Origin of the sequence: Rhodoluna sp., assembly GCF_044239955.1 — a bacterium.
Taxonomy (GTDB): Bacteria; Actinomycetota; Actinomycetes; order Actinomycetales; family Microbacteriaceae; genus Rhodoluna.
Genome location: NZ_JBIIAL010000001.1, coordinates 74,419 through 100,089, shown reverse-complemented (window position 1 = coordinate 100,089; position 25,671 = coordinate 74,419). Strand labels below are relative to the sequence as shown.

The 25,671-nt window shown below is 50.0% G+C and carries 27 protein-coding genes and 1 pseudogene; 17 read left to right on the top strand and 11 right to left on the bottom strand.

The window, feature by feature from the left end; translation table 11 throughout:
* Position 1 precedes the first annotated feature (1 nt).
* From AC9UFE_RS00510 to AC9UFE_RS00495, 4 genes and pseudogenes are all read left to right on the top strand, one after another.
* Positions 2-1,204, top strand: a complete 1,203-nt coding sequence (locus AC9UFE_RS00510) for a phosphoglycerate kinase (protein ID WP_509544600.1) — start codon at positions 2-4, stop codon at positions 1,202-1,204.
* 35 nt (positions 1,205-1,239) lie between these two features.
* Positions 1,240-1,986 (top strand): triose-phosphate isomerase, encoded by a 747-nt coding sequence (tpiA, locus tag AC9UFE_RS00505; RefSeq protein ID WP_509545098.1) that lies wholly within the window; start codon positions 1,240-1,242, stop codon positions 1,984-1,986.
* A 32-nt stretch (positions 1,987-2,018) separates the two neighbouring features.
* A complete protein-coding gene (gene secG / locus AC9UFE_RS00500; protein ID WP_509544598.1) occupies positions 2,019-2,264 on the top strand; it encodes a preprotein translocase subunit SecG in 246 nt (81 codons plus the stop codon).
* An 8-nt stretch (positions 2,265-2,272) separates the two neighbouring features.
* Positions 2,273-2,623: pseudogene (locus AC9UFE_RS00495) on the top strand (RNA polymerase-binding protein RbpA); the annotation flags it as partial.
* A gap of 369 nt (positions 2,624-2,992) precedes the next feature.
* On the opposite strand, the gene AC9UFE_RS00490 reads toward AC9UFE_RS00495, so the two are convergent.
* The 3 genes from AC9UFE_RS00490 to tkt are packed head-to-tail and all read right to left on the bottom strand — an operon-like array spanning position 2,993 to position 7,787.
* Positions 2,993-4,597: a phosphoglucose isomerase-related protein gene (locus tag AC9UFE_RS00490; protein ID WP_509544595.1), complete on the bottom strand. Its 1,605-nt coding sequence runs from the start codon at positions 4,595-4,597 to the stop codon at positions 2,993-2,995.
* Positions 4,597-5,700, bottom strand: a complete 1,104-nt coding sequence (gene tal, locus AC9UFE_RS00485) for a transaldolase (protein ID WP_509544593.1) — start codon at positions 5,698-5,700, stop codon at positions 4,597-4,599. The genes AC9UFE_RS00490 and tal overlap by 1 nt, the downstream gene beginning before the upstream one ends.
* Positions 5,697-7,787, bottom strand: a complete 2,091-nt coding sequence (tkt, locus tag AC9UFE_RS00480) for a transketolase (RefSeq protein ID WP_509544590.1) — start codon at positions 7,785-7,787, stop codon at positions 5,697-5,699. The genes tal and tkt overlap by 4 nt, the downstream gene beginning before the upstream one ends.
* 179 nt (positions 7,788-7,966) lie before the next feature.
* On the opposite strand from tkt, the gene AC9UFE_RS00475 reads away from it, so the two are divergent.
* Positions 7,967-8,893: a heme o synthase gene (locus AC9UFE_RS00475; protein ID WP_509544587.1), complete on the top strand. Its 927-nt coding sequence runs from the start codon at positions 7,967-7,969 to the stop codon at positions 8,891-8,893.
* Here AC9UFE_RS00475 and AC9UFE_RS00470 read toward each other — a convergent pair.
* Both AC9UFE_RS00470 and AC9UFE_RS00465 read right to left on the bottom strand, forming a co-directional pair.
* Positions 8,870-10,234 carry a cryptochrome/photolyase family protein gene (locus AC9UFE_RS00470; RefSeq protein ID WP_509544584.1) on the bottom strand — a complete coding sequence of 455 codons (1,365 nt, stop codon included), beginning with the start codon at positions 10,232-10,234 and terminating at the stop codon, positions 8,870-8,872. The genes AC9UFE_RS00475 and AC9UFE_RS00470 overlap by 24 nt on opposite strands.
* On the bottom strand, positions 10,231-11,148 hold the full coding sequence (locus AC9UFE_RS00465; protein WP_509544582.1) for a COX15/CtaA family protein: 918 nt from the start codon (positions 11,146-11,148) through the stop codon (positions 10,231-10,233). The genes AC9UFE_RS00470 and AC9UFE_RS00465 overlap by 4 nt, the downstream gene beginning before the upstream one ends.
* Positions 11,149-11,287: 139 nt before the next feature.
* On the opposite strand from AC9UFE_RS00465, the gene sufB reads away from it, so the two are divergent.
* The 5 genes from sufB to AC9UFE_RS00440 are packed head-to-tail and all read left to right on the top strand — an operon-like array spanning position 11,288 to position 15,285.
* Positions 11,288-12,706, top strand: a complete 1,419-nt coding sequence (sufB, locus tag AC9UFE_RS00460; RefSeq protein ID WP_509524281.1) for a Fe-S cluster assembly protein SufB — start codon at positions 11,288-11,290, stop codon at positions 12,704-12,706.
* Positions 12,706-13,878: a Fe-S cluster assembly protein SufD gene (gene sufD, locus AC9UFE_RS00455; RefSeq protein WP_509544579.1), complete on the top strand. Its 1,173-nt coding sequence runs from the start codon at positions 12,706-12,708 to the stop codon at positions 13,876-13,878. The genes sufB and sufD overlap by 1 nt, the downstream gene beginning before the upstream one ends.
* Positions 13,878-14,198, top strand: coding sequence for a non-heme iron oxygenase ferredoxin subunit (locus tag AC9UFE_RS00450; protein ID WP_509544577.1), 321 nt, complete (start codon positions 13,878-13,880; stop codon positions 14,196-14,198). Before sufD ends, AC9UFE_RS00450 begins: the two co-directional genes overlap by 1 nt.
* 3 nt (positions 14,199-14,201) lie before the next feature.
* Positions 14,202-14,954, top strand: coding sequence for a Fe-S cluster assembly ATPase SufC (gene sufC / locus AC9UFE_RS00445; RefSeq protein WP_509544575.1), 753 nt, complete (start codon positions 14,202-14,204; stop codon positions 14,952-14,954).
* A 1-nt stretch (position 14,955) separates the two neighbouring features.
* Complete coding sequence (locus AC9UFE_RS00440; RefSeq protein WP_509544572.1) at positions 14,956-15,285, top strand: metal-sulfur cluster assembly factor; 330 nt, start codon at positions 14,956-14,958, stop codon at positions 15,283-15,285.
* Here the strand turns inward: AC9UFE_RS00440 and AC9UFE_RS00435 are convergent.
* Positions 15,282-15,869 carry a biotin transporter BioY gene (locus AC9UFE_RS00435; protein WP_509544569.1) on the bottom strand — a complete coding sequence of 196 codons (588 nt, stop codon included), beginning with the start codon at positions 15,867-15,869 and terminating at the stop codon, positions 15,282-15,284. The genes AC9UFE_RS00440 and AC9UFE_RS00435 overlap by 4 nt on opposite strands.
* Before the next feature lie 78 nt (positions 15,870-15,947).
* Between AC9UFE_RS00435 and AC9UFE_RS00430 the strand changes: the two genes are divergently transcribed.
* On the top strand, positions 15,948-17,546 hold the full coding sequence (locus tag AC9UFE_RS00430; protein ID WP_509544567.1) for an ABC-F family ATP-binding cassette domain-containing protein: 1,599 nt from the start codon (positions 15,948-15,950) through the stop codon (positions 17,544-17,546).
* Here AC9UFE_RS00430 and AC9UFE_RS00425 read toward each other — a convergent pair.
* The gene (locus AC9UFE_RS00425; RefSeq protein WP_509544564.1) at positions 17,543-18,361 is read right to left on the bottom strand and encodes an SURF1 family cytochrome oxidase biogenesis protein; all 819 of its coding nucleotides are present in this window, start codon (positions 18,359-18,361) and stop codon (positions 17,543-17,545) included. The two genes, AC9UFE_RS00430 and AC9UFE_RS00425, sit on opposite strands and share 4 nt — an antisense overlap.
* Before the next feature lie 206 nt (positions 18,362-18,567).
* Positions 18,568-18,861, bottom strand: coding sequence for a DUF3099 domain-containing protein (locus AC9UFE_RS00420; protein ID WP_509544561.1), 294 nt, complete (start codon positions 18,859-18,861; stop codon positions 18,568-18,570).
* A 96-nt stretch (positions 18,862-18,957) separates the two neighbouring features.
* Here AC9UFE_RS00420 and fabG point away from each other — a divergent pair, with 96 nt between their 5' ends.
* On the top strand, positions 18,958-19,668 hold the full coding sequence (gene fabG, locus AC9UFE_RS00415) for a 3-oxoacyl-ACP reductase FabG (protein ID WP_509544559.1): 711 nt from the start codon (positions 18,958-18,960) through the stop codon (positions 19,666-19,668).
* Positions 19,669-19,718: 50 nt separating this feature from the next.
* Positions 19,719-20,486 (top strand): enoyl-ACP reductase FabI, encoded by a 768-nt coding sequence (gene fabI, locus AC9UFE_RS00410; protein WP_509544557.1) that lies wholly within the window; start codon positions 19,719-19,721, stop codon positions 20,484-20,486.
* On the opposite strand, the gene serB is transcribed toward fabI, so the two are convergent.
* The gene (gene serB / locus AC9UFE_RS00405) at positions 20,472-21,113 is read right to left on the bottom strand and encodes a phosphoserine phosphatase SerB (RefSeq protein ID WP_509544554.1); all 642 of its coding nucleotides are present in this window, start codon (positions 21,111-21,113) and stop codon (positions 20,472-20,474) included. The two genes, fabI and serB, sit on opposite strands and share 15 nt — an antisense overlap.
* 97 nt (positions 21,114-21,210) lie before the next feature.
* Between serB and AC9UFE_RS00400 the strand changes: the two genes are divergently transcribed.
* Entirely contained in the window at positions 21,211-21,996 is a 786-nt protein-coding gene (locus AC9UFE_RS00400) for an ABC transporter ATP-binding protein (protein WP_509544552.1), read from the top strand.
* 84 nt (positions 21,997-22,080) lie between these two features.
* Positions 22,081-22,332 (top strand): type B 50S ribosomal protein L31, encoded by a 252-nt coding sequence (locus AC9UFE_RS00395; protein ID WP_509527134.1) that lies wholly within the window; start codon positions 22,081-22,083, stop codon positions 22,330-22,332.
* Here the strand turns inward: AC9UFE_RS00395 and AC9UFE_RS00390 are convergent.
* Complete coding sequence (locus AC9UFE_RS00390; RefSeq protein ID WP_509544549.1) at positions 22,329-23,039, bottom strand: exonuclease domain-containing protein; 711 nt, start codon at positions 23,037-23,039, stop codon at positions 22,329-22,331. The two genes, AC9UFE_RS00395 and AC9UFE_RS00390, sit on opposite strands and share 4 nt — an antisense overlap.
* 92 nt (positions 23,040-23,131) lie before the next feature.
* On the opposite strand from AC9UFE_RS00390, the gene AC9UFE_RS00385 reads away from it, so the two are divergent.
* Both AC9UFE_RS00385 and AC9UFE_RS00380 read left to right on the top strand, forming a co-directional pair.
* The gene (locus tag AC9UFE_RS00385; protein WP_509544547.1) at positions 23,132-24,013 is read left to right on the top strand and encodes an alpha/beta fold hydrolase; all 882 of its coding nucleotides are present in this window, start codon (positions 23,132-23,134) and stop codon (positions 24,011-24,013) included.
* A complete protein-coding gene (locus tag AC9UFE_RS00380; protein WP_509544544.1) occupies positions 24,010-25,086 on the top strand; it encodes a glycosyltransferase family 4 protein in 1,077 nt (358 codons plus the stop codon). The genes AC9UFE_RS00385 and AC9UFE_RS00380 overlap by 4 nt, the downstream gene beginning before the upstream one ends.
* Here the strand turns inward: AC9UFE_RS00380 and AC9UFE_RS00375 are convergent.
* A complete protein-coding gene (locus tag AC9UFE_RS00375; protein WP_509544541.1) occupies positions 25,076-25,657 on the bottom strand; it encodes a histidine phosphatase family protein in 582 nt (193 codons plus the stop codon). The genes AC9UFE_RS00380 and AC9UFE_RS00375 overlap by 11 nt on opposite strands.
* Positions 25,658-25,671: the final 14 nt, after the last annotated feature.

The following is a 25,671-nucleotide window of genomic DNA, read 5'->3' as shown; positions in this document are numbered from 1 at the left end:
TTTGAGAACTCTATCCACTCTTGGCCAGCTTGATTCCAAGCGGGTTCTTCTCCGATGTGACCTTAATGTACCCATAAAAGACGGCTTCATCACAGACGATGGAAGAATCAGAGCTTCACTTCCCACTATCAAGCACCTAGTCGAGCAAGGTGCAAAGGTGATTATTTGCTCGCACCTTGGAAGACCAGATGGGTCAAGGGTTCAAAAATACTCGCTTGCACCCGTCGCCAAGAAACTAGCTGAGCTTCTTGAGCAAGACGTTTCATTTGCAGAAGACTGCGTGGGCTCTGCTGCCTCTAAGAAGGAATCCAAACTTGGAGACAAAGAAGTTCTTCTTCTTGAGAATCTGCGTTATCACGCGGCTGAGACGAGCCATGAGGAATCTGAGCGTGCTGAATTTGCCACAAGCCTTGCCGAGTTAGCGGATGTCTTTGTAAGTGATGGATTTGGAGTGTTGCATCGCAAGCAGGCAAGTGTGTTTGAGATTGCCAAATTGCTACCGTCAGCGGCTGGATTCTTAGTGGAGAAAGAGCTATCCGTGCTCGAGCAGCTAATGGCTTCAGGTTCACTCCCTTTCACAGTTATTCTTGGCGGATCCAAAGTTTCCGACAAGCTGGGCGTTATTTCAGCTTTGCTTCCTCGCGTGGACAACCTCTTGATTGGCGGTGGAATGGTCTTTACTTTCCTTGCGGCTTTAGGCCACAAGATCGGCAAGAGCCTGGTCGAGGAATCTCAGTTCTCTTCTGTCATGGGTTACCTTGAGCAGGCTAAGAACCTGGGAGTCAACATCGTCTTGCCAACCGACATAGTTATGGCGAGTGCTTTCGCAGCTGACGCTAGGCATTTGGTGGCCTCGGTTGAACAGCTAGAGCAAACTGAGTTCGGATCTGAAGGAATTGGACTAGACATTGGTCCAGAAACTGCTGAGAAGTTTGCAGCTATTGTGTCTTCGTCTAAGTTGTGTTTCTGGAATGGGCCTATGGGGGTTTTCGAGTTCGCTGCCTTCAGCGCTGGAACCAAATCGGTTGCAAACGCCCTCACTAGGGTCGAAGGCCTTGGCGTCGTTGGAGGAGGAGACTCGGCTGCCGCAGTTAGGGCACTTGGGTTCCAAGATAGTGAGTTTGGACACATCTCTACCGGTGGTGGAGCTAGTCTTGAGTATTTGGAAGGAAAACCCCTTCCCGGACTGGAGGTTCTGTCGTGAGCGATCGTAAGCCGCTAATTGCAGGTAACTGGAAGATGAACCTCGATCACCAGCAAGCTATAGCCCTGGTGCAGAAAATCGCATGGACACTCAAGGATGTTGACCACGACTACGAAAAAGTTGAGGTCGCAGTTTTTCCGCCTTTCACAGACCTTCGAACTGTTCAGACTCTGATAGACGCCGACAAGCTTCAACTCCGCCTTGGAGCCCAAGACATCTCAAAGCATGACTCCGGTGCGTTCACCGGTGAGGTTGCTGGTGCTTTTCTAAAGAAACTTGACGTCGAGTATGTCCTAGTGGGCCATTCCGAAAGGCGCCAATTTCACAATGAGGATGACGAGCTTGTTCGAAACAAGGTGGCTGCTTGCTTCAAAAACAAACTCGTTCCGGTGATCTGCGTTGGGGAGACTCTCGAGGAGCTAGAGGCCGAAGGTGCCGCTGCAGTTCCTGTTCGACAGCTCACAAGGGCACTTGAGGGTCACAAGGATGTCGGCGATTTCGTAGTTGCCTACGAGCCGGTCTGGGCAATTGGAACGGGCAAGGTTGCCACGAGCGAGCAAGCTGCCGAGGTAGCCAAGAAGCTTCGCAAATGTATTGAGGAGCTGTTTTCAACTGAGACAGCCGAGCAGACCAGAATTCTCTATGGTGGCTCTGTAAAGAGCGCCAATGTCGCTGGATTCCTAGCTTCCCCTGAGGTTGATGGGGTTTTGGTTGGGGGAGCAAGCCTCGTGGTGGACGAGTTCACTGGTATTTGCCGCTTCCAGAAGCATGTCAGCTTATAATCTTCTAGTACTTATAAAGAACAGGTAAATCCATGGCTGCAATCCAAATCGCACTTCAGGTGCTGCTGGCAATCACCAGCTTGCTATTGATTCTCATGATTCTGCTTCACAAGGGTAGAGGTGGCGGGCTTTCTGACATGTTTGGTGGAGGAGTGACTACTAATGTGTCTTCCTCTGGAGTGGCTGAGAGAAACCTGAATAGGATCACCATAATCCTGGGTCTAGTTTGGGTTAGCTCTGTCATCGCACTTGGTTTACTTACCAGGTTTGGTTTTTAGGGGATATTTTGGCAAGCGGAGGATCAGCAATAAGAGGCTCGCGCGTTGGTGCGGGTCCAATGGGTGAGCAATACCGCGGTTTCAAGTCTGAGAGAGTTGAGCGCCACTACTACTGCATAAACGGACACACGCAGAGCCCACAGTTCGCGGCTCATGTTGATCCAGCAGAGATTCCAGACATGATCGATTGTCCAAACTGTGGTTTACCAGCAGGACAGGACAAGAAGAACCCACCTCAGATTCTCAAGCACGAGCCGTACAAAACTCATCTGGCCTACGTTAAAGAACGTCGCACTTCAGACGAAGCCAAGGCGCTACTAGATGAAGCTCTATCGTCCATTAAGGACCGCAGGGCCAAACTTGCCGAGGCTGCGAAAAAGCAACTTAAGGAAGAAGCCGCACGCACAGCTGCCGCAAAGGCACAGGCTGTAAAAATGGCAGCTGAAAAAGCAAAGGCCGCGAAAGCCGTAAAGCCAGTCAAGCCAGTCAAGCCAGTCAAGCCAGTAAAACCTGTAAGACCAGTAAAAGCAGTTGCAAAGAAAGCGGCTAAGCCCGCTGCGAAGAAGCCCGTATCCAAGAAAGCTGCACCTGCCAAAGTAGTGAAGAAGACCGCCAAGGCTTCGCCCAAATCAAAGCCCGCTTCCAAGAAAGTTGTAGCTAAGAAGCCTGCGTCAAAGCTGACAAAAAAGAAGTAGCAACAGCAGAAGAGCTTTGCTTAGAAGCGACTGTTATTTCTTGGTTTCGAGAATCCGAGTAACTAGAGCTAAAGCCTTATTGTTTTCGGAAAACCGAAGTGTAAGAACGGGCCTACCGGCTGCTGCTAGAACGTCCGCATCTCCGTCAGCTTGCGAATTCATGAGCTCAGAGAACCCAAAGTCGCGACCAGGCACTTGTATATCTTTGTCTCCTGTTCCGATGAGCTGAAGAAATACTCCTTGCGCTGGACCGCCCTTGTGATACTGACCCGTTGAGTGCAGAAACCTTGGACCCCAACCAAATGTCGTTGGCCTGGCAGAAACAGCTGCAAACATGTCCCTTAGGTTCTCGAAGGCTTGATCACGCCCACGGTCTAGATAGGCATGAACTGCTAAGTAACTCGAACTGTCAATTGCTGCCAATAGCTCACCAATTGCATCGGTGAGGCTTGAGTTGGAATCTACGTCCAAATTCTGAACGGATACCTCTACATCGGAGTCTGTGAACAATGAGATCTTGCTAGCTGACTTGTTGTCCAGGAACGCTCGAGACGCGATTTTGGCCGACTCAACATCTGGCTGGTCAAACGGATTGACGCCTAGAAGCCTTGCTGCAACCACTGTCGCGACCTCCCAAAGCAGAAGCTGCGCGCCGAGGCCGCCAGAAACACTCAAATCAAAATGCGCGTCAGTTACATCATCGACTAGGCCAATTGTCAAAAGATCATCCGTGGGTGCTCTGAGTTCAGGTGAGTTAGCGTCAAGAACAATCGGAAGGACTCCTCGTCCTCTCTTGCCGGTCGACTCAGCAATGAGCTGCTCCATCCAGTTCCCAAGGCCGACAATACTGCTGCTAACAGAAACGATGCCCAACTTGTCCTTGAATCCAGAGCTTGATTTGCTTCTTGCCATTGCGGCTCCAACCACCAATGCCGGGTTTCCTAGATCATCCGCCCGAAGAAGCTCGGATGCCGAGATTGCTCCCAACAAGACTGGTTCCATGTCAACACCTGCAAGCACTGATGGCACGACACCAAACGCTGTTAGGGCAGAGAATCTTCCTCCGACATTCGGATTCGCCAGAAACACCCTGTAGCCATCACTTACTGCCTGCTTCTGCATCGGTGAACCAGGATCAGTAACGATCACGATTCGCTCAGTGCTATCAATTCCAGCCTGTTCAAAAGCTGCCTCAAAGATTCGCTTTTGGGAGTCCGTTTCCACTGTGGATCCAGACTTCGAAGAAACAACCACAATAGTTCGACCAAGATCCTTAGAAACTGCGTCGTGCACCTGTGATGGATAGGTCGAATCCAAGACAACAAGCTCCACTCCAGAGCTAGCGGCAATTACTTCAGGCGCTAGCGAGGATCCACCCATTCCGCAAAGCACAACCCTCGTAAGACCCTGGCTCTGGTGTGCAGCTCTCAAAGCTTCGAGCTCCGGCAGCAGGTCCAGCGATTCGGATGCAGCGTCAACCCAGCCAAGGCGAATTGAGGACTCGGCCTCTGCTTCCTTGCCCCAGATGGTGTGATCCTTGGAAAAGATTCTGCTGGCGATTTTTTCGCTAACGAGCTCTGTAACAACCAGCTCAACCGCTGCCGCGGACGCACCTCTAGTTGCGACCTCTAGGTTCATTATTTACCTTGCAGCGCGTTTGAGACTGTTTCCAAAAGGTCGTTCCAGGATGCTACAAACTTCTCAACACCTTCGGTTTCCAGAAGGAAAACAACATCGTCGTATGAGATTCCAAGCGCTTCCAGTTGAGCAAGAACTTTTCTCGACTTGTCGTACTCAGAAGTGATGGTGTCTGCTGCTATAACACCGTGGTCGAAGACCGCCTCCATGGTGGCTTCTGGCATGGTATTCACGAGCTCTGGAGCGACCAACTCTGTCACATACAAAGTGTCTGGTAGGGAAGTGTCCTTGACCCCAGTAGAGGCCATGAGTGGTCGCTGTTTGTTAGCTCCCTGGCGCTCCAGCTCCTGCCATTCAGAGCTGGCGAACTCGCTCTCAAAGAGCTCGTAGGCAAGCCTTGCGTTTGCAAGAGCAGCTTTTGATTTCAAAGACAGTGCTTGCTCTGTACCGATAACCTCAAGCCTCTTGTTTATTTCGGTGTCAACGCGAGAAACAAAGAAAGACGCCACAGAATGGATCTTGGAAAGATCGTGTCCGTTCTGCTTAGCCTTGGAGATGCCATCCTTGAAGGCCTTGATAACGAGCGCGTAGCGCTGTAGCGAGAAAATAAGAGTCACGTTAACGGAAATACCCGAGGCTAGCACTTCGGTGATCGCGCTAAGACCTGGAACTGTTGCTGGAATCTTTATCATCACATTCTCACGGTCTACAGCCTTGAATAGCTCTTTGGCCTGAGCCACAGTCTTAGCGGAGTCCATGGCAATCCCAGGCTCGACCTCAATTGAAACTCGGCCATCAACACCTTTGGTGCTTTCATACACGCCGGCAAATACATCGCAGGCCATTCGAACATCTTGTGTGGTGGCTTCAAAAACAGCTTCTGATGCCGAAACTCCCTTGGATGAAAGCTCGGCTAGCTGATCAGCGTATGCGTCACCTTTCGAGAAAGCACCCGCGAAAATAGTTGGGTTAGTTGTCACACCAGAAACCGCACGAGAAGAAATTAATTCAGCAAGGGATCCGGATTGAATTCGATCTCTGGATAGGTCGTCTAGCCAGATGCTTACACCTGCCTTGTCTAGTTCGTGAAGTGCTGAACTCATTTATTCCTTCCTAGCACCTGATTAGCTTTCGTTACAACGGCCTCTGTTGTGATACCAAATTTCGAAAAGAGTGTCTTATAGTCGGCCGAAGCTCCGTAGTGTTCGATCGAAACCGATGCGCCCTGTGGCACGTACTTTGACCAGCCAAGAGCAAGTCCTGCCTCTACCGAAACTCTCGCCTGAACGCTTGCTGGAAGCACGCTCTCTCGGTATGAATCTGTCTGCTCTTCAAACCACTCAACGCAAGGCATCGAAACGACTCGAGTTCTGACACCGTTCTTTTCTAGCTCTAATCTTGCGGCAAGTGCGAGCTGCACCTCGGAACCGGTAGCGATCAAGATCAGCTCTGGTTTCTGGTTCGAGGCGTCTACCAGGACGTAGCCTCCAAATTCGACATGGCTTGCTGCAGCTGCGATCTGACCAGTCGAATCAGGCGTACCGCGCTCAATTACCGGCACGTTTTGTCTTGTTAGAGCAATTCCAGCAGGTCCTAGCCTTCTCGAAAGAATCTTCTTCCAAGCAAAGCTAACTTCGTTAGCATCCGCCGGTCTTACGATGTCCAGACCAGGAATAGCGCGCAACGTGGAAAGCTGTTCGATGGGCTGATGGGTTGGTCCATCTTCCCCCAGAGCAATCGAGTCATGAGTCCAAACAAAGATCGACGGCACCTTCATTAAGGCAGCGAGACGAACTGCAGGTCTCATGTAATCACTGAAAATCAAGAAAGTTCCGCCGTAGGAGCGGGTCTTGCCATGCAATGAAATTCCATTCAAGATAGAGCCCATCGCGTGTTCCCTGATGCCAAAGTGAAGCACGCGACCATAGGGATCACCCGAGAACTCATGAGTTGAGTGCATCTCTGGAACAAAAGACTTGGCGCCTGCAATTGTTGTGTTGTTAGATTCAGCCAGATCAGCCGAACCACCCCAGAGCTCAGGCATGACCTTGGCAATTGCGTTCAAAACCTTGCCAGAAGCTGCCCGAGTTGAAACATCTGCGCCGGCTTCAAAAACGGGTAAGACTGAATCAATGTCTGGAATCTTGTTGGTTTCTAGGCGATCAAACAGTGCTGCACTATCGGGATTCGCTGCCCTCCAGGCCTGAAAATCTCTATGCCATTTATCTAGAAAATCCTTGCTGCGCGCTCTAAAGCCACGCGTGTAGTCCACAACACTTTGTGCTACGTCAAAGTTCTTCGCAGGATCAAACCCGAGAACGGTTTTTAGGCCCGCTAGCTCTTCAGCCCCAAGAGCTGATCCATGAACCTTGCCTGTGTTTTGCTTTGTGGGCGCAGGCCACCCGATAATGGTCCGAATCGTAATCAACGATGGTTTATCGGTTTCTGCTTTTGCTTCTTGTATTGCGTCAAAAAGCTCCTGCATGTCCTCGTGATACTCACCGGATTTTCGCCAATTCACAACTTGCACATGCCAGCCATACGACTCATAGCGCTTCTCTAGATCTTCAGTGAACGCGATCTTGGTGTCGTCTTCAATTGAAATTTGGTTCGAGTCATACAAGACAACAAGATTGCCAAGCTTCTGGTGTCCAGCCAGTGAGGAAGCCTCTGATGTGACGCCTTCTTGCATGTCCCCGTCTCCAGCTACGCAGAAGATGAAGTGATCAAAAGGGCTGGTTCCAGGCGCTGCGCTCGGGTCAAACAACCCTCTTTCGAATCTTGCTGCGTATGCGAAGCCAACAGCGGAGGCCAAACCTTGACCCAGTGGTCCGGTGGTGATCTCAACACCCTTGGTGTGTCCATACTCTGGGTGGCCTGGTGTTAGGGAGCCCCAGGTACGAAGCGCCTGCAAGTCTGAAAGCTCAAGACCGTAGCCGGTTAGATAGAGCTGGTTGTAAAGAGTAAGGGAAGAGTGGCCAACGCTAAGAATAAATCGGTCCCTGCCAACCCAATCTGGGTTTGCTGGGTCATGCCTGAGAATTTTCTGGAACAAAAGATGAGCCACTGGGGCAAGTGAGATAGCGGTCCCCGGGTGCCCGTTTCCAACTTTTTCAACCGCGTCGGCTGCCAGAACCCTTGCTGTATCAACGGCTCTTTGGTCTAGTTCTGACCACTCTAGATTGCTCATAACCGACCTGTTTCTCTTGTTTTCTGGGACTTTTGCGCAGTTCCCACCAAACAGGTTTGAATCCTTTAGATGCAAAATTGTTTGAGACCTGGGCCCTACAACTAAAACCTTACACACTCGGCCCTGCCACTCTTGGTTGCGAAAGGCTCAATCTTGGTCGCTTAGACTTAATGCAAATCATGAGCTCTCAAACAATAGAATCAAGGCCTGTCAGGCTAGGTTTTTGGCGCAAGGCTAAGGCATATTTTTCCCTCACAAAGCCGAGGGTTATAGAGCTTCTACTAATCGCAACGGTGCCAACCATGATTCTTGCCCAACGTGGCATACCGGACCCCTGGCTTGTGGTGGCAACGGTACTTGGTGGAGCCTTGAGTGCCGGCAGTGCCAATTCATTCAACTGCTACATCGACCGGGACATCGACAAGATCATGGGAAGAACCAAGTCCCGACCACTGGTAACTGGAGAGCTTTCGGCTAAAGAGGCATACCTGTTCGCTTGGGCGCTGGGAGTTCTATCTGTTATCTGGCTTGCCGTTCTAGTTAACCTTATGGCAGCGGCATTATCGCTAGCGGCAATTCTTTTCTACGTTTTTGTATACACGCTGCTGCTGAAGCGTCGCACTCCTCAGAATATTGTCTGGGGAGGAGCGGCAGGAGCAATGCCGGTCTTGATTGGCTGGGCTGCAGTTACAGGGGAGCTTAATGCGGCTGCCTGGATTTTGTTTTTGATTGTTTTCCTGTGGACCCCGCCGCACTACTGGCCACTATCTCTTAGATACAAAACCGAGTACAGCGATGCAGGTGTTCCGATGCTTCCGGTGGTCCGAAACAACAAGACTGTTGGAGTGCAGATTGTTCTTTACGCTTGGGCGCTGGTTGCATCAACTTTGCTACTTATTCCGCTTGGCAAAATGGGAATCATCTATTCGAGTACTGCTTTAGTAACGGGCCTGCTGTTCATACTGGAATCGCACCGTCTAAATGCCGAGGCAAGCAAGGGGGAGATCAAAAACCCGATGAGGCTTTTCCATGGGTCCATAACCTACTTGACCGTTCTCTTTGTCGCGATAGCGCTTGACCCGCTATTTTTCCTTAATATCTTCTAGTCTGCGAAGGCTCTCGTCACGCTCTTTCGAGTGATCGAGCATTGGCTCGGGGTATCCATTCACGAGCCCATCAATAAGCAGCCAGGGCTCATGTACTTCAGAACCTTGCAAATGGTCTAGCTCTGGAATGTATTTGCGAACATAGTTGCCATCTGGATCGAATTTGTACCCCTGCAAGATTGGGTTGAAAACCCTGTAGTACGGGGAGGCATCTGTGCCACACCCAGCCGTCCACTGCCAGCCGTGAGAGTTTGACGCAGGATCAAAATCAGACAGGCATTGCTCAAACCAGTCGGCGCCAACTTGCCACTCCATGTGAAGATCTTTTACTAGGAAGCTCGCGACAATCATGCGCACTCGGTTATGCATCCAACCTTCGGTTGCGAGTTGTCGCATACCCGCATCAACCATCGGAAAGCCGGTTGTCCCATTTTTCCAGCGCTCGAGTTTCACATTTGCTTCCTTACCCGTGTCGTACTTCATCTTTGCAAAGCGCGGGACATAGTAATCATTGACGGTGTGGGGGTTTCTGAAAAGGACATCTGCATAGAACTCGCGCCAGGCTATCTCCTTACGGAATACGTTGTGGCCAGGGATGTCTCTCAGCCCAGCAAGCAGAGTTCGCGGATGTATTTCACCATGGGCAAGAGCATGAGAGAGCTTGGAGGTTCCAGATAGATCTGCTCGATTTCTGTTCTCGGAGTAATCAAATAGTGCCCGCTTCTTGAATCGCTCAAACGTTTCTAAAGCAAACTTCTCACCGGCGCGAACTTTGAACTGTGCTGGCTTGGTAGGTGTTGGAATCTCAGACCGCAAACCTGGCAACCAAGTTGTCTTGTTTGGAAGCTTGAAGGGTGCAGGCCAACCAATGTCAAACCAAGCCCTGTAGAAAGGCGTGTAGACACGATAGGCCGAGCCATCCGTTGGTTTCACGACAGACCCTGGCTTTACCGCGTAGTTTGAACCTTCGAGTATTAGCGTCTTACCAATTGCGGCTAAGGATTTGGCAAGTTGTTTTTGATCAAGGATTCCTGCAGGGTCAAAGCTTTCGGTTGCGTGTACAAACTCGACATCAGTTTGCTTTGCCAGTGTCGAGAGCGCTTCGGCGCAGTTGCCAGCAAGCACATGTAATGAACCTTCCATCGAACTGTTTAGTGCTTCCAACGAGGCAACAAGAGAATGCTGTCTGATTCCACTCAGTTTTTCAAAAGTTTTGGTTTCGAAGGAAAAACAGGCAAGGACCGTGGAGTCTCCATCAGTAATGGCGGCCTCAGCGCAGCGTGTAAGCGCCTCATTGTCTTGCAGTCTCAGATCCTTACGGAACCAGAAGATCCGGGTCATTTTTTGGGGTCAACTCTTTGGTACTTGGAACGAAGAGCTAGCAGCTGGAAGGAAAGTAAAGAAATGATAAGCGAAGCTCCGAGCATGTGAACGCCAGCTAGCAAAGCAGGTACACCCATGTTGGCCTGAACAACACCCAATGCACCCTGTAGGACCGAGACGATAAGAAGCACACCTAAGGACTTGACCGCAGGATTCGACCAGCGGGGACTCTGAACGCTTCTGGAAGCCAATACCAGTGAAACAAGAACGAGTGCAGTCATCATGTATGCAGGCCAGGAGTGATAGTGCTGCCAGGTTTCAAGGTCGAAGCCATTACGAGGAGTTGATGCATCTCCCGCGTGAGGACCGGCTCCAGTGACCACTACGCCTACTATGACAGTCACCCAACCCACGACGAAGATTGGCCAGGCAAGCAACACAGCGGTGTAACTGATCGGATCGTGCTTTGGCGAGTACACCCGCCAAACAAGTATCGAAGCAATGCTAATCAGAACCCCTGAAACTAAGAAGTGAGCTCCAACTACCCAAGAGTTGAGACCAGTAAGTACCGTTACGCCGCCAAGAAGAGCCTGGGCGATGATGCCAAGGATTAGAAGGACGGCTGGCCAGGTCAGACCAAAGCGCAGCGACTTGGCAGTCCTGCGAATAACGATGAATGTAAGTCCAGCGATTATCACCAACACGAAGGTTAAAAGACGGTTTCCAAACTCAATCAGACCGTGAATACCCATCTCAGGAACAGATACGAAGGACTCGTCCGTGCACTTTGGCCAGGTAGGACAGCCAAGGCCTGAACCGGTTAGTCGTACCAAGCCACCGGTCACGACAATAAGTATCTGAGTGGCAAGCGAGGCCCAAACGTAGGCCTTGAGCCTTGCAGGCGCTAAGAGTGTTCTAAATGGCTGAATCACCCGGGTATTTCCTGTCTTCTAATGCAATTATGGGCAATGCTGGTAAACTTTTATCTAATTCCAGTTTCGCATTAAGTTTGCGCGGGAATGCCTGGTTGCAAGTGTGGGTTTCACCTAGTAATAACCAATAAGGAGCCAAATGTCCGACATCATCATTGACCGCCCCGAGCTAGATAGCCTCGGAAACTACGAGTACGGCTGGTCAGATGGCAACGACGCCGGCGCATTCGCAAAGCGAGGCATCAGTGAGCAAGTTGTTAAGGACATTTCTGGATTGAAGAACGAACCTGAGTGGATGCTGGACATGCGTCTGAAGGGTTACCAATACTTCCTCAAAAAGCCAATGCCAGCTTGGGGTTCAGACCTATCAGGAATTGATTTTGACAATATCAAGTACTTTGTTCGCTCTACCGAAAAGCAAGCCCAGAGCTGGGAAGACCTACCCGAAGAGATCAAAGCCACCTACGAAAAACTCGGTATCCCAGAAGCCGAGAGACAGCGTCTTGTAGCCGGTGTAGCCGCGCAGTATGAATCTGAGGTTGTCTATCACCAGATCAACGAAGAGTTAGAGAAGCAGGGCGTTCTGTTTCTGGACACCGACACCGCATTGCGCGAGCATCCTGAGATGTTCAAGGAATATTTTGGAACCGTTATCCCAGCAGGGGACAACAAGTTCGCTGCTCTTAACACATCTGTTTGGTCCGGAGGTTCGTTTGTTTACGTACCTAAGGGTGTTCACGTTGAGATTCCACTACAGGCATACTTCCGCATCAACACTGAAAACATGGGCCAGTTCGAAAGAACTCTCATTATTGCTGATGAAGATTCTTATGTTCACTACATCGAAGGTTGCACCGCTCCTATTTACAAGTCGGACTCTCTGCACTCTGCGGTAGTTGAAATCATCGTGAAGAAAGGTGCTCGCGTTCGATACACCACAATCCAAAACTGGTCCAACAATGTTTACAACCTCGTCACCAAGCGTGCGATCGCGCACGAGGGAGCAACCATGGAGTGGATCGATGGCAACATCGGTTCAAAGGTGACCATGAAGTACCCATCGGTAATTCTTGCTGGGGAATACGCCAGGGGAGAAACCCTTTCGGTCGCATTCGCAGGAGAAGGCCAGCACCAAGATGCCGGAGCCAAGATGATCCATCTTGCACCACACACATCTTCCTCGATTGTTTCCAAGTCAATTGCCCGTGGAGGTGGAAGAACTTCTTACCGCGGGGAGATTCGCGTCAACCCAGGAGCGCACCACAGTGCAAACACCGTCCGTTGCGACGCTTTACTCGTCGACACTATTTCTAGAAGCGACACTTACCCAACCGTTGATGTTCGCGAAGACGATGTATCAATGGGGCATGAGGCCACTGTTTCACGTGTTAGTGAAGAGCAGCTTTTCTATCTTCAGTCCAGAGGTATGGCAGAAGATGAGGCTATGGCCATGATAGTTCGCGGTTTCATTGAACCAATCGCGAAAGAGCTGCCAATGGAGTATGCACTCGAGCTCAACAAATTAATCGAAATGCAAATGGAAGGGGCTGTCGGCTAGTGGCAGGCGCTTCAGAGACAATCCAGCATGGATTGTCAGAGCATTCCCATGGCTTCGGGGTTCCGATTCAGACTCGTTCCGAAAGAATTAAGTCAACGAAGCTCGAAGACTTTGCTGAGATCTCAACACGCGAAGAGCAGTGGCGTTACATCGGCTCGGATGAGCTTGGTGGATTAGATAAGTCCGGACTAGAGGAGTTCTCTGGCGACATCACTGCCACAACCGCGGACGGTGTTGAAACTTCTTGGATTGAGTCAAACCATAAGCTCTTCGGGTCAGCTGGTACTCCAGAAGACCGAGTATCTGCGGCGGGCTGGGAGGCTGCTAAAGCGGCCTATTTGGTTTCTGTTCCTGCCAACACTCCTCCCGAGCCAACTTCGATTGAGATTAAGTCGTTAGTTGCAGATCCTTCTGCACTGCATGTAATTGTTCACGCTGCCAAGGGATCAAACTCAACAGTTGTTTTGGAGCATCGCGGTGATGCTGTTTTGTCAGAGAACATCGAGATTATTGTTGAAGACGAAGCAAATTTGACCTTAGTAAGCATCCAAGAGTGGAACGCTAAATCGATTCACTCTTCCTCGCAATTTGCCAGGCTAGGAAGAAACTCTAAGTTCAAGCACGTAGTTGTTTCACTTGGCGGAGCGGTAGTTCGAGTAACTCCTTCTGCGTACTTTGATGCACCGGGTGGAGATGTTGCGCTGTTTGGTCTCTACTTTGCAGACGCTGGCCAATACCTCGAGCACAGAATCTTTGTTGATCACTCGCAGCCAAACTGCAAGTCCAGGGTCACCTACAAAGGTGCCCTCCAGGGACAAAAAGCGCACACCGTTTGGGTTGGCGATGTGCTAATTCGCGCCGAAGCTGAGGGAACTGACACCTACGAGCTAAACCGCAATCTCCTGTTGACCGATGGCGCGAGAGCAGACTCTGTTCCAAACCTCGAGATTGAAACCGGTCAGATCCAGGGTGCGGGACACGCCAGCGCAAGCGGAAGATTCGACGACGAGCAACTGTTTTATCTACAAGCTCGTGGCATAGACGAGCTAGAAGCAAGGCGCCTTGTGGTACGAGGTTTCCTAATGGAAGTAGTTCAACAGATTGGCATTGCTGAACTAGAGGACAGATTGGCACAAGCTATCGAAGATGAGCTCGAAGGGACAGTGAAGTAATGGCGATCAGGATCTGTAACGTAGAGGACATCAAGCCAGGAAAAGCTCTTCGAGTAAAAATCGGTGAAGAAGCAATCGCTCTTGTGCACACCAAAGATGGCCGATTCAAAGCCCTCGGGGATAAGTGCTCGCATGGAGAGATCTCGCTAAGTGAAGGTTTCGTTGACAACGAAACTATCGAGTGCTGGGCTCATGGAGCAAAGTTCTCTTTGGACACGGGTGTTCCACTTTCTCTTCCAGCATATGAGCCAGTTGCGACTTATGAGGTAATCGTTGAGAACGGCGAAGTTTTTATTGAAATCGACAAGGACAGTGAGTAGAAAATGGCAAAGCTAGAGATTAAGAACCTGCACGTATCGGTTGATACTGATCAGGGAACCAAGGAAATTCTGAGGGGAGTAGACCTAACTATCAACAGCGGTGAGACTCACGCTGTTATGGGACCAAATGGCTCCGGAAAGTCAACTCTTGCATACTCAATTGCCGGTTACCCGAAGTATCAAGTGACCAAGGGTGAGATCTTGCTTGATGGTGAAGATGTCCTAGACATGTCGGTAGATGAGCGTGCGCGAGCTGGACTGTTTCTTGCGATGCAGTATCCAGTTGAGATCCCAGGAGTTAGCGTCTCAAACTTCCTCAGAACCGCGAAAACTGCCGTGGATGGCAAAGCGCCCGCGCTGCGCAGCTGGATCCAGGATGTTCGGGTGGCCATGGAGAATCTCAAGATGGATGCAGCGTTTACTGAGCGAAACGTTAATGAGGGTTTTTCCGGTGGAGAGAAAAAGCGTCACGAGATTCTGCAAATGGAGCTACTAAAGCCAAAATTTGCCGTGCTAGATGAAACTGATTCAGGTCTAGACGTTGACGCGTTGCGAGTTGTTGCTGAAGGTGTTAACCGAATCAAGGATTCTAACGACATTGGTGTTTTGCTAATCACTCACTACACGAGAATCCTCAAGTACATCAAGCCAGATTTCGTGCACGTGTTTGTAGCTGGTCAAATTGCTGAACAAGGTGGCGCAGAGCTTGCGGAAAGACTCGAAGCCGAGGGTTACGACAGGTACGTGAACGCCTAAAATGCCAAGAGAGCTAGAAGCAAGTCTCTACGACAAGATCGAAGAGGCTCTAAAGGAAGTTATTGATCCGGAAATAGGTGTCAACATTGTTGACCTTGGCTTGATTTATGGCCTTGAGATGGCTGATGAAGACGAGTCGCTGCTAATCAACATGACGCTTACTTCTGCGGGTTGCCCGCTGACCGATGTTCTGGAAGAGCAAACTGCCGAGGCGTTAGATGGCGTTGTAGAAGCTTTCAGAATTAACTGGGTTTGGATGCCGCCCTGGGGTCCAGAGAAGATCACCGATGATGGTCGCGAGCAAATGCGCGCAATCGGATTCTCTATCTAGGCTTTCTTTCCTAAAAACTTCCAGGCCAATGGCAATAATGCTGCCGCGACTGTCATCTTGATAACATCGCCGATAATGAATGGCGCAAGCCCTGCTGCAGCAACAGAAGCAAAATCATTAGCGGCCCCTAGAGTCCCAAGAGCAAATGCCAACCACGGCAGACCAAACAAATAGATCGCTGAGTTTGCAATCACAAAGCTACCAAGAACACCGACCACGGATCTGTGCCAACCACGTTGCGACAAGTAGCCAACTAATGCAGCCGCGGCAATAAAGCCGATGAGGTAGCCAAAAGTAGGCCCAAAACTCAAGCTGGTTGCGGCCGAGAACACCGGCAAACCTACCGCGCCCATTGAGAAGTAGACAATGAGGGAAATCGCACCCCTGGTTGCTCCGAGTACGGAACCAACTAGCAGTACAGCAAGTGTTTGAGCGGTAATTGGAACTGGCCACATCGGTATTACAAGCTGAGCGGCATACGCTGTGAGGACAGCGCCAGAAAGAATCAAAGCGACGTTATTGATAGCCGAGCGCGGAATAACGCGGTCGATAAGCGCTGCTTGGCTTGAAAGTTGAATAGTCATGGGATTCTCGATTCTGCCCTAGGGGTGTAATGACGATTGTAGACTATTGCTTTTGTGAGTAAATGAAAGGTTTATTGATTGCTCAGCGTCAAGGACCTCGAAATAGCCATTGGTGCCAGAACTCTTATGAGCGAGGTGACCTTTCGCGTAGCCGCGGGAGACAAGATTGGGTTAGTTGGCCGCAATGGAGCTGGAAAAACAACTCTCACAAAGATTCTGGCAGGCGATGGCCAGCCCTCTAAGGGCCTTATTGATCGACAGGGTGAAATAGGGTACTTACCCCAGGACCCCCGATCAGGTGATCCTGAAGAATCAGCACGCGATCGAATTTTAAACGCACGTGGTCTTGGCACACTGCTCAAGCACATGTCTGAGGCCACCGAGATCATGGCATCCGCCAATGAGTCTGATTCCGAGAAGGCCATGCTCAAGTACAGCAAAGCAGAGGAGCGCTTCCAGGCCGCAGGAGGCTACGCGGCAGAAGCCGCCGCTTCCGCAATAGCTAGCAACCTAGGCATTGAAGAGCGCATTTTGTCTCAAGCGCTCAAGACACTCTCTGGAGGCCAACGAAGAAGAATTGAACTGGCCAGAATTCTGTTCTCGGATGCACAAACGATGTTGCTCGATGAGCCAACTAACCATCTTGATGCAGATTCGGTGGTCTGGCTTCGTGATTTCTTGCGTGCATATCAAGGTGGCCTGATAGTCATAAGTCACGATGTCGACTTGGTGGAAACCACTGTTAACCGCGTGTTTTATCTTGACGCTAACCGTCAAAAGATCGATCTCTACAACATGGGATGGCGTGCATATCAGAAGCAGCGTGAAGCAGACGAAGAAAGGCGTAAGCGTGAACGAGCTAACGCAGAGAAGAAGGCTGCTTCACTTAGTTTGCAGGCGGCAAAGTTTGGTGCCAAGGCAACCAAGGCGGTTGCTGCTCAACAGATGCAGCGGCGGGCTCAACGACTTCTAAACGAGTTAGAGGATGTCGGCCAAGTCGATCGGGTTGCAAAGATTCGATTCCCCGATCCTGCACCCTGTGGCAAGACTCCATTGATGGCACATGGGCTTTCAAAGAGCTACGGCTCATTAGAGATTTTCGCCGCCGTTGATCTAGCAATCGACAGGGGATCTAAGGTAGTAATCATTGGACTGAATGGTGCAGGAAAGACCACGCTGCTTCGTATTCTTGCTGGAGTAGACAAGGCGGACACCGGAGTCATCGAGCCAGGTCATGGTCTAAAAATTGGTTACTACGCGCAGGAACACGAAACACTTGATGTAGCAAAGTCAGTCCTTGAAAACATGCAAGCAGCAGCGCCGCATTTGGGCGATGTCGAGGCCCGGAAAGTTCTCGGTTCGTTCCTGTTCACCGGAGACGACGTTGGTAAAAAAGCTGGTGTGCTAAGTGGTGGCGAGAAGACCAGACTTGCTCTGGCATCGCTGGTGGTGTCATCTGCGAACGTGCTGCTTCTTGATGAGCCGACAAACAACTTAGACCCTGCTAGTCGTAAGGAGATTCTTGGTGCCTTAGCTAGTTTTACCGGCGCTGTTGTTCTGGTATCCCATGATGAGGGTGCGGTGCTTGCTCTTAACCCTGAGCGAGTGCTGATCTTGCCGGATGGGACAGAAGATCATTGGTCGGATCAGTATGCAGAACTTATATCGCTTAGCTAATTGGTACGGTCCAGAATCTCATCTTCAACGCTTGAATCGATGCTCGCTTTGCGTTTCGCGGCCCTGGGAACATAGGAGGGGTCCTTATCCATTCTACGAAACTCCTGCTCCTGCCTGATTGCCAAGAAGAGTGCAATAAAGCTCATCACGGCGAAAATGATCCACTGAACCGCATAGCTTAGGTGATTGCCTTCGTCCAACACTGGTCGGCTTAGCGGTTGCGGATTTGAAATCTCGGCAGGAGATTCTGTCACCATGCGAAAGTAGAAATCAGTCTCTAGCTCTTCAGAAAGTAGCTCAGCTATTTCTGGCAGATTGATGCTGGTGAGCTGTCCAGTCGGCGAATCCCGATTAGGAATTGCCTCACCTAAGCGAACCCTTGCGATGATTGTCTTTGCTGTTTCGGAAGGAAGAAGTTCTCTAGAGGGATTCAGTTCGGAATCTGCCGGAATCCATCCACGTTCGATAACAACTGTCACTCCAGTTTCAGTCTTAAATGGGACCAGCTGGACAAAGCCTGGTTGACCAGCGATGGCTCTATTTCTAACCAAGAAGGAATTATCTATTAGATACCTGCCAGAAAGCTCAACGCTTCGCCACTCATACGCCAGAACCGTATCAACATCTAAAGATGCAACCTCATCAAACCCAACAGGATTCAAGTCATAGTTTGCGGCTACTCGTTCAATTTTCGATACAGCTTCTGATCTTCTGTCAATCTGCCAACTCGCGAGAGCTACACACGCGATGGCGAAAGTACTCGCAACTAGAAACCAGCCTGTCCAACGTACCCAGGGCTTTACTGAACTTTTCAATTGAAGGCGCTCTCTTGAAGAAGAAAGTATCGATCAGTAAGAAAGCTTCTTAGGTAATCTAAGTGCTCATCACAAGACAGCCACGTCTTCGACTTGCCGTCCTTATGGATGCTTGGGTTCGCCCAAATCAAGGTGGTGCTTGCCGGTTTAGTGCAGCCAGCTCTTGAACACTGGGCCTCTATTGGCTCGAGACTAAAAATCGACATCTAAATCTTTGTAGTGGGCTCTGGGCTTTGCGTTGCGCCAACTGGTCGTATGACCTGGGTGACCTTCGAAATTTCACCTGGCTTAGGGCCTTGCGCATTAGCAAGCACCACAGCAAAGTACGGAAGGAAGATGGCCCCGGCAAAAGCAAGCCACATAAGCCAGCCTTCAACAAAGATGGCAACAACAATGCAAATTACCCTGATTGTCATCGCAACGGTGTATTTGAGCATGCGAGATCGGCGCTCGTCGTCAGGGGACTCGCTAACTGTTGTGATGCTTTGAGCTTTAGCCAAGGCTACTTTCAGGTAGATAGGTTCAATACAAGGGTAAGGCTAGAATTGCGATAGTCCAAACCTGTCACAGAAATTTGCGCGAGGAAGGAGAATCCGATGACCCAATCCCGAGTTGTTTTCATAACCGGCGGAAATAGAGGCATTGGCTACGCTATTGCGAAGGAGTTTATCGAGCAAGGCCACAAAGTCGCCGTTACCGTTCGCTCTGGAACTGGTCCCGAAGGTTCGTTATCTCTAAAAGCAGATGTGACGGACTCTGCCTCCTTGGATGAAGCAATAGCCATGACGGAGCAAGAACTTGGTCCAATTGAGGTCTTGGTTGCTAACTCTGGCATCACAAAAGACACCCTTTTGCTTCGAATGAGCGACGAGGACTTCGAAGAAGTGGTCAATGTAAACCTCAATGGCGTCTTTCGAGTTGTGAAAAGAGCGACCAAGTCAATGATCAAGCAAAGATTTGGTCGTGTCATCTTGGTGGGAAGCGTTGTAGCCCTCTTGGGTTCCCCGGGTCAGGTCAATTACTCAGCCGCAAAGGCAGCACTTGTTGGAATGGCAAGATCTATAACCCGTGAACTGGGCGGTCGCGGGATCACCGCAAATGTGATTGCACCCGGATTTATAGACACCGACATGACCTCTGAGCTGGAGCCAGAGCAACAAAAACAATATCTTGAGAGAATCCCAGCAGGTAGATTTGCCGCACCTTCCGAGGTCGCCAAGGTGGTTTGCTGGCTAGCAAGTGATGAGGCTGCCTACATTTCTGGTGCAGTTATTCCAGTTGATGGCGGTTTAGGCATGGGGCACTAGATTTACTTGTTGAAGGCTTTTCGTAGAAGTCAATGTTTAGGAGAACGCGCATGGGAATTCTAGAAGGTAAAAAGATACTTGTTACTGGTGTTCTCACCGAGGCTTCAATTGCATTCTCTGTTGCGCGTCTCGCCCAAGAAGAAGGCGCTGAGGTCATACTCTCATCCTTTGGTCGCATGCTTCCGATCACCACGAAGATTGCTGAAAGACTTCCAAAGTCAGCGCCAGTTATTGAATTAGATGCCACAAACGAGACTGACCTAAAGGAACTTTCGGGGCGAATCTCTGCTCATTTTGATTCAATTGATGGAATCGTTCACGCAATCGCTTTTGCACCTCAAACCGCATTGGGTGGAAACTTCCTAGAAACGCAGTGGCCAGATGTTTCAACTGCAGTAGAGGTTTCTGCCTACTCGCTGAAGTCGATCACCATAGCCGCAAAGCCAGTTCTAAGAAATCCTTCTTCAATTGTTGGCCTAACTTTTGATGCACGTGTTTCCTGGCCGGTCTATGACTGGATGGGTGTTGCAAAAGCTGCATTTGAAGCCACCTCTAGATACCTTGCGAGGTATCTAGGTAAGGATGGAATCCGTGTGAATTTGATTTCTGCCGGACCGCTTCGAACAACAGCTGCCAAAGGCATCCCAGGATTTGCAACTATGGAAGAGCTTTGGACAGACCGTGCACCGCTTGGTTGGGATCTTACGAACACCGAAGCAGCAGCCAGGGGAGTTATTGCTCTTCTTTCAGATTGGTTCCCTGCAACAACCGGTGAGATGATTCACGTCGATGGTGGACTGCACTCAACTGGAGCGTAGTTCAAGCTGCGCAATAACAGGCGCAAGAGAGTTTCCCTCAATAATCAGGTCGGCGTGAGGGCGCAAAACATCCTTCGGTCTAAACGCCACCCCGAAGCCTGAAGCCTTGAGCATCGGTATATCGTTCGCCCCATCACCAATTGCAATCGTATCGTCAACATCGAATCCGTATTGTTGAGCCCAGTGCAACAAAGTTCTTGCCTTCATATCGGCATCAACAATCTCGCCAGAAATCCTGCCGGTGATCAGGCCGTCGACTACTTCAAGATTGTTAGCCAAGAAAATATCCAAACCAAGCGATTGGGCGAGAGGCTCGAGAACCTGAGAGAAACCGCCACTAATGGCACCAACCATTCCATTCGATTCATGGATCGAGCTAACAAGCTCTCGAACCCCATCAGTTATCTTGATTTCGGCGAGAATGTCTTGAAAGACCACCGCGCTAAGGCCCTTCAGTAAACCAACTCTTTGCAGCAGGGCCTCACGGAAGTCAATCTCTCCAGCCATGGCCTGATCGGTGAGAATCTTGACTTGATCTCTAAGACCAACTCTATCTGCGAGCAACTCAATGACTTCTTGCTCGATCATCGTCGAGTCAACATCTAGTACGAGTAGATACTTTTTCACTGCCCGACCACCGAAGCGAACCAGAAAAGGTAAGAATCCATAACTCGATGTTAGAGCAGTCCAGGACCTTGGCTGGCCATCGATTATGCTGATTCACATGAGTAGGGTTTTGGATTTCAACAACATCACAGTGCAACGAGATGGCAAGCCAATACTCAACAACTTAGATTGGCAAGTTGATTCAAATCAGCGTTGGGTCATAATCGGCCCAAACGGTGCCGGTAAGACAACGCTTCTGCGGGTTGCGGCCGCACAGATTCAGCCCACCACCGGAATCGCGAAGATTCTCGGTCACACGCTTGGTTCGGTTGACGTCTTCGAGCTCAAAACCAGAATAGGTTTCGCCTCCAATGCTTTGTCTCAGCACATTCCCAATTCCGAGACCGTACTAGATGCCGTTATGACAGCTAGCTATGGGATAACCGGGCGTTGGAATGAGATGTATGAAGATGTGGATAAGCGTCGTGCCAATCGCGTACTCGCAGAATGGCAACTCGATGGTTACGGCGAGAGGCCTTTTGGAACACTTAGTGACGGAGAGAAAAAGCGTGCACAAATCGCTAGATCAGTAATGACTGATCCAGAGCTTCTTCTTTTGGACGAGCCAGTGGCCAGCCTGGATATGGCAGCTAGAGAGCACACCATTGAGGTGCTGTCAAGCTACGCTCAGGCTCCCACCGCCCCTGCAATAGTTATGGTCACCCATCACATCGAGGAAATTCCAAAAGGCTTCACACATGCGCTAATTCTTAGCAAAGGTCAGGTTTTTGCCGCTGGAGAGCTCGCTAGCACAATCACCACCGAGAAGGTCACTCAGGCGTTTGGCTACCCACTTCAGGTCACCAATGAGTCCGGTAGGTTCCGCCTTCGGCCAGGAAAATAGGCGCTAGTTATCCAGTTTTGCCTCTGGTATAGTGATGAAGTTGCCATGCAGGCGCAAATCCTTGGACCAAAGAAAGATTTTTCCATGAAGTCAGAAATCCACCCGAACTACCAGGCAGTAATTTTTCGCGACCTTGCCTCTGGTGAGAGCTTTCTAACTCGCTCAACGCTAACCAGCACTAAGACTTTGAAGTGGGAAGACGGTCAGGAATACCCAGTTTTCGATGTTGAAATTTCTTCAGCCTCGCACCCTTTTTACACCGGTAAGCAGAGAATTATGGATGCTGCTGGACGAGTAGAGAAGTTCAACTCTCGCTACAAGAACTTTGGCTCCTAAAGCTTTACTGGCCAACCTCTTACAACCTCAAAATCCGGAGAGCTCTTCCTCCGAAACATCTCATACGAGTCGTCCTGTTTGACGCTCCATACTTTCTGAGCATCATGAAGTTCAAATGCATCCGCAGGTAACTTCGCCGAGTGCTTTAGCGCTATGGCCTGAGCCACCTTACCTGCTGCAATTGCATCAGCCGTTGCATTGTGGGCATCGGAAAGAGAAACTCCATAGACCAAAGCGGCAGCCTGAAGTGTTCGCTTCCCAGATCGGTATTGATCAACAAACTTGTCAATAACCAGGGGATCGATAATGGGTTTCGGGTCGGAAAGGGGCTCAAGTCCGTTTCGAATGGCCTCGTGGTGCAAGATGGTGAAATCATAGGGTGCGTTGTACGCGACCACCGGAACCCCAGCTTTGAAAAATCCTCGCAGTGTTTCCAAAATCTCAGAGACAACTTCTTTACTGTTTCGGCCCCTAGCTCTGGCCATCTCGGTGGTCACACCATGAACATTAGAAGCTGCCTCCGGGATTTCAATTCCTGGGTCCGCAAGCCACTCACTATTTGCCCCAGTCACTTGGCCGCGCTCGTCGATAGCAACAGAGCAAGCTGTAACAATCCGCGCTTCAGCGAGATCTAGACCCGTAGTTTCTAAGTCGAATACCGCGAGAGAGTTTGCCCAAGGGAGTTGATCACCTAGGTCAAAGCTCATCTGTTCATTCACACTAGAAGAATAGGGTGCAAAGCCTTCATCCGCTGGGATTACTCATACCTGTAATTGGGGCTCATTAGACTTGTCAGGTGTTGTCACAGGAATTAACCGAGCAAGCTCGGCATCGTGGAGTAAGGAAAAATATATCCGTTTCTGGATCCGTTTGCGTTTACTACGAGTATCCGGCTCTCTCCGAGAGGGCTAAAACGATAGTCATGATTCACGGTTATAGAGGCAACCATCGCGGACTAGAGGCAATCGTTGGCGGATTGGTAAATTTCCGGGTCATTGTTCCGGATCTTCCAGGCTTTGGAGAGTCCGAGCAGCTTCAAAGCAGGCATAGCTTGGATTCTTATGCAAATTGGCTAGAGAATTTCCTAAATCAACTAGGGATCACGAGCCAAGCAAATCTTGTTGGACACAGTTTTGGCACATTAGTGGTTGGCAAATATGCATCAACAAGGCTATGCAGATCGATTGTTTTGATTAATCCCGTATCGGCACCGGCTCTAAAGGGGCCAAGGGCGTTCTTGACTCGGATTACTTCTTTGTTCTACCACCTCAGCAACCTGTTACCCGAATCAATCGGAGGGTGGTTACTCAAAAGCCCGGTCGCGGTGATGATTATGAGTTCGGTGATGGCGAAGACTAAAGATCGAGTACTGCGCAGCTGGATACACAAGCAACATCTTTCAAATTTCAGCGACTTTGCTTCAGTCAGAGTCGCCACCGAAGGTTATGACGCGTCAATATCAACCGATCTGTCTGCTATGGCTTCATCTATAACGAGTCCTGTTCTAGTTGTTGCCGCCGAGCTTGATGACATAACAGCAATCGATAGACAGCGCGAAGTCGTGAAGCATTATCCAACGGCACGGTTGGTTGAAATTGATAGTGTTGGCCATCTTGTTCATTACGAGGCACCGCAGCAAGCTGCAAGACACATTGCATCCTTTGTTGAAGAGGCGAAATGACCTTCTACTTTGACTGCCGATTCATCCGAGTGGACCATCATGATGGAATCTCACGGTTTTCCAGTGAGCTATTCGCGGCAGTTGCCAACAAAGTATCGGTAACGGCATTGATTTGCGACCTAGATCAACTCCGACAGCTACCTCAAGGTGTTGAGTACCTTGTTGTGAATGACCCAAAGAATCCCTGGCTTGAGCTACTGCTGCCGCGCATTCTTAACAGGCATGGTGCGAGCATTGTTTTCTCACCCATGCAGACCATGGGCTCATTAGGGAAGAAATACAAGCTCATTCTTACTCTTCACGACCTGATCTATTACAAGCACCGAAAGCCACCAGGATCGCTTGCATGGCCGATAAGGCTAGTGTGGAGGCTTTTTCATTTGAGCTTCACACCGGTTCGGATCCTTCTAAATAGATCCAATGCAGTTGTCACGATCTCTGAGACCACTAACGATCTGATTAAGACCAAACGCCTTACTAGAAAGCCTGTGCATGTTGTCTACAACGCTTCCAGTATGCCCACGGTGAATCAAGCAAACTCTGCGCCAAGAACTAGGAACCTCGTGTACATGGGCAGCTACATGCCATATAAGAATGTTGAAACACTTGTTAGGGCAATGGAGCTGCTACCCGAGTACACCCTCACCCTTTGCAGCAATGTAGAACCAGAACGCAAAAAGCAACTTCTTTCAGCAACAACACCATCAGCCAGCTCTCGAATCAGGTTCTTAAACGGTGCATCGGAGGCAGAGTATCTTGAGATCGTGGATGAAAGTTTCGCACTTGTCAGCGCCTCTAAGGATGAGGGCTTTGGGATTCCTGTAGTTGAAGCCATGTCCAGATCCATTCCCGTTGTAATCGCGGACATTCCAATTTTTAGAGAAGTGGCTACTACAGCCGGAATCTTCTTCAATCCAACAAGCGCAGCTGATCTTGCTGCTGCTATAAGAACCTTGGAAGCAGAAGGGGCCTGGCGTCTGGCTAGTCAGAAATGCTTGGAACGATCAAAATTCTTTGACTGGAACGAGTCTGCAAACAAGCTAGTTGTCGCACTTGAAAGCGCTAGTCGCTAAGCGGATCTAGATCGTACTTCGTTACAGTCCATGATGACTCTTGGTGCGAGACGATGTTTAGCGATGCATTACCGAGTCTTTCACCCTCGCGCGGTAACTGATTCTCGCTGGAGATGGACAAAACAGTTCGTATGAGCGCACCGTGAGAGATGGCAAGGATCCGCTTTCCTGGATGAGTGCTGGCAAAGGTTTCAAGCAATAGCTCTGACCTTGCAGTCAGTTCAGATTTTGATTCCCCGCCAGGAATTTCGTCTAGATTCGAGTACTTCGTCTTCCATTGCTCGTAGGCCAAACCTTCCGCCTCGCCAAAAGATCTCTCGATAAGTAGATCCTGCTCAAAAACTTCATCAAAGCCTAGGTGCTCCGCGATGATCTCTGCGGTCTCCCGTGCTCTGCCGAGTGGGGAGGTGAGAACTAGATCCCAATCGCTTTTTTGTAGGGCTCTGGCGGCAGTTTTTACCTGTGCAATTCCAGTTGAGTTCATCGGAATGTCTGTAACACCCTGCAATAGAAAATTTATGTTCCAGTCTGTTTGCCCATGACGAAACAACCCGATGTGTGTGTTTGTCAAAGGCTGTCAAGGCT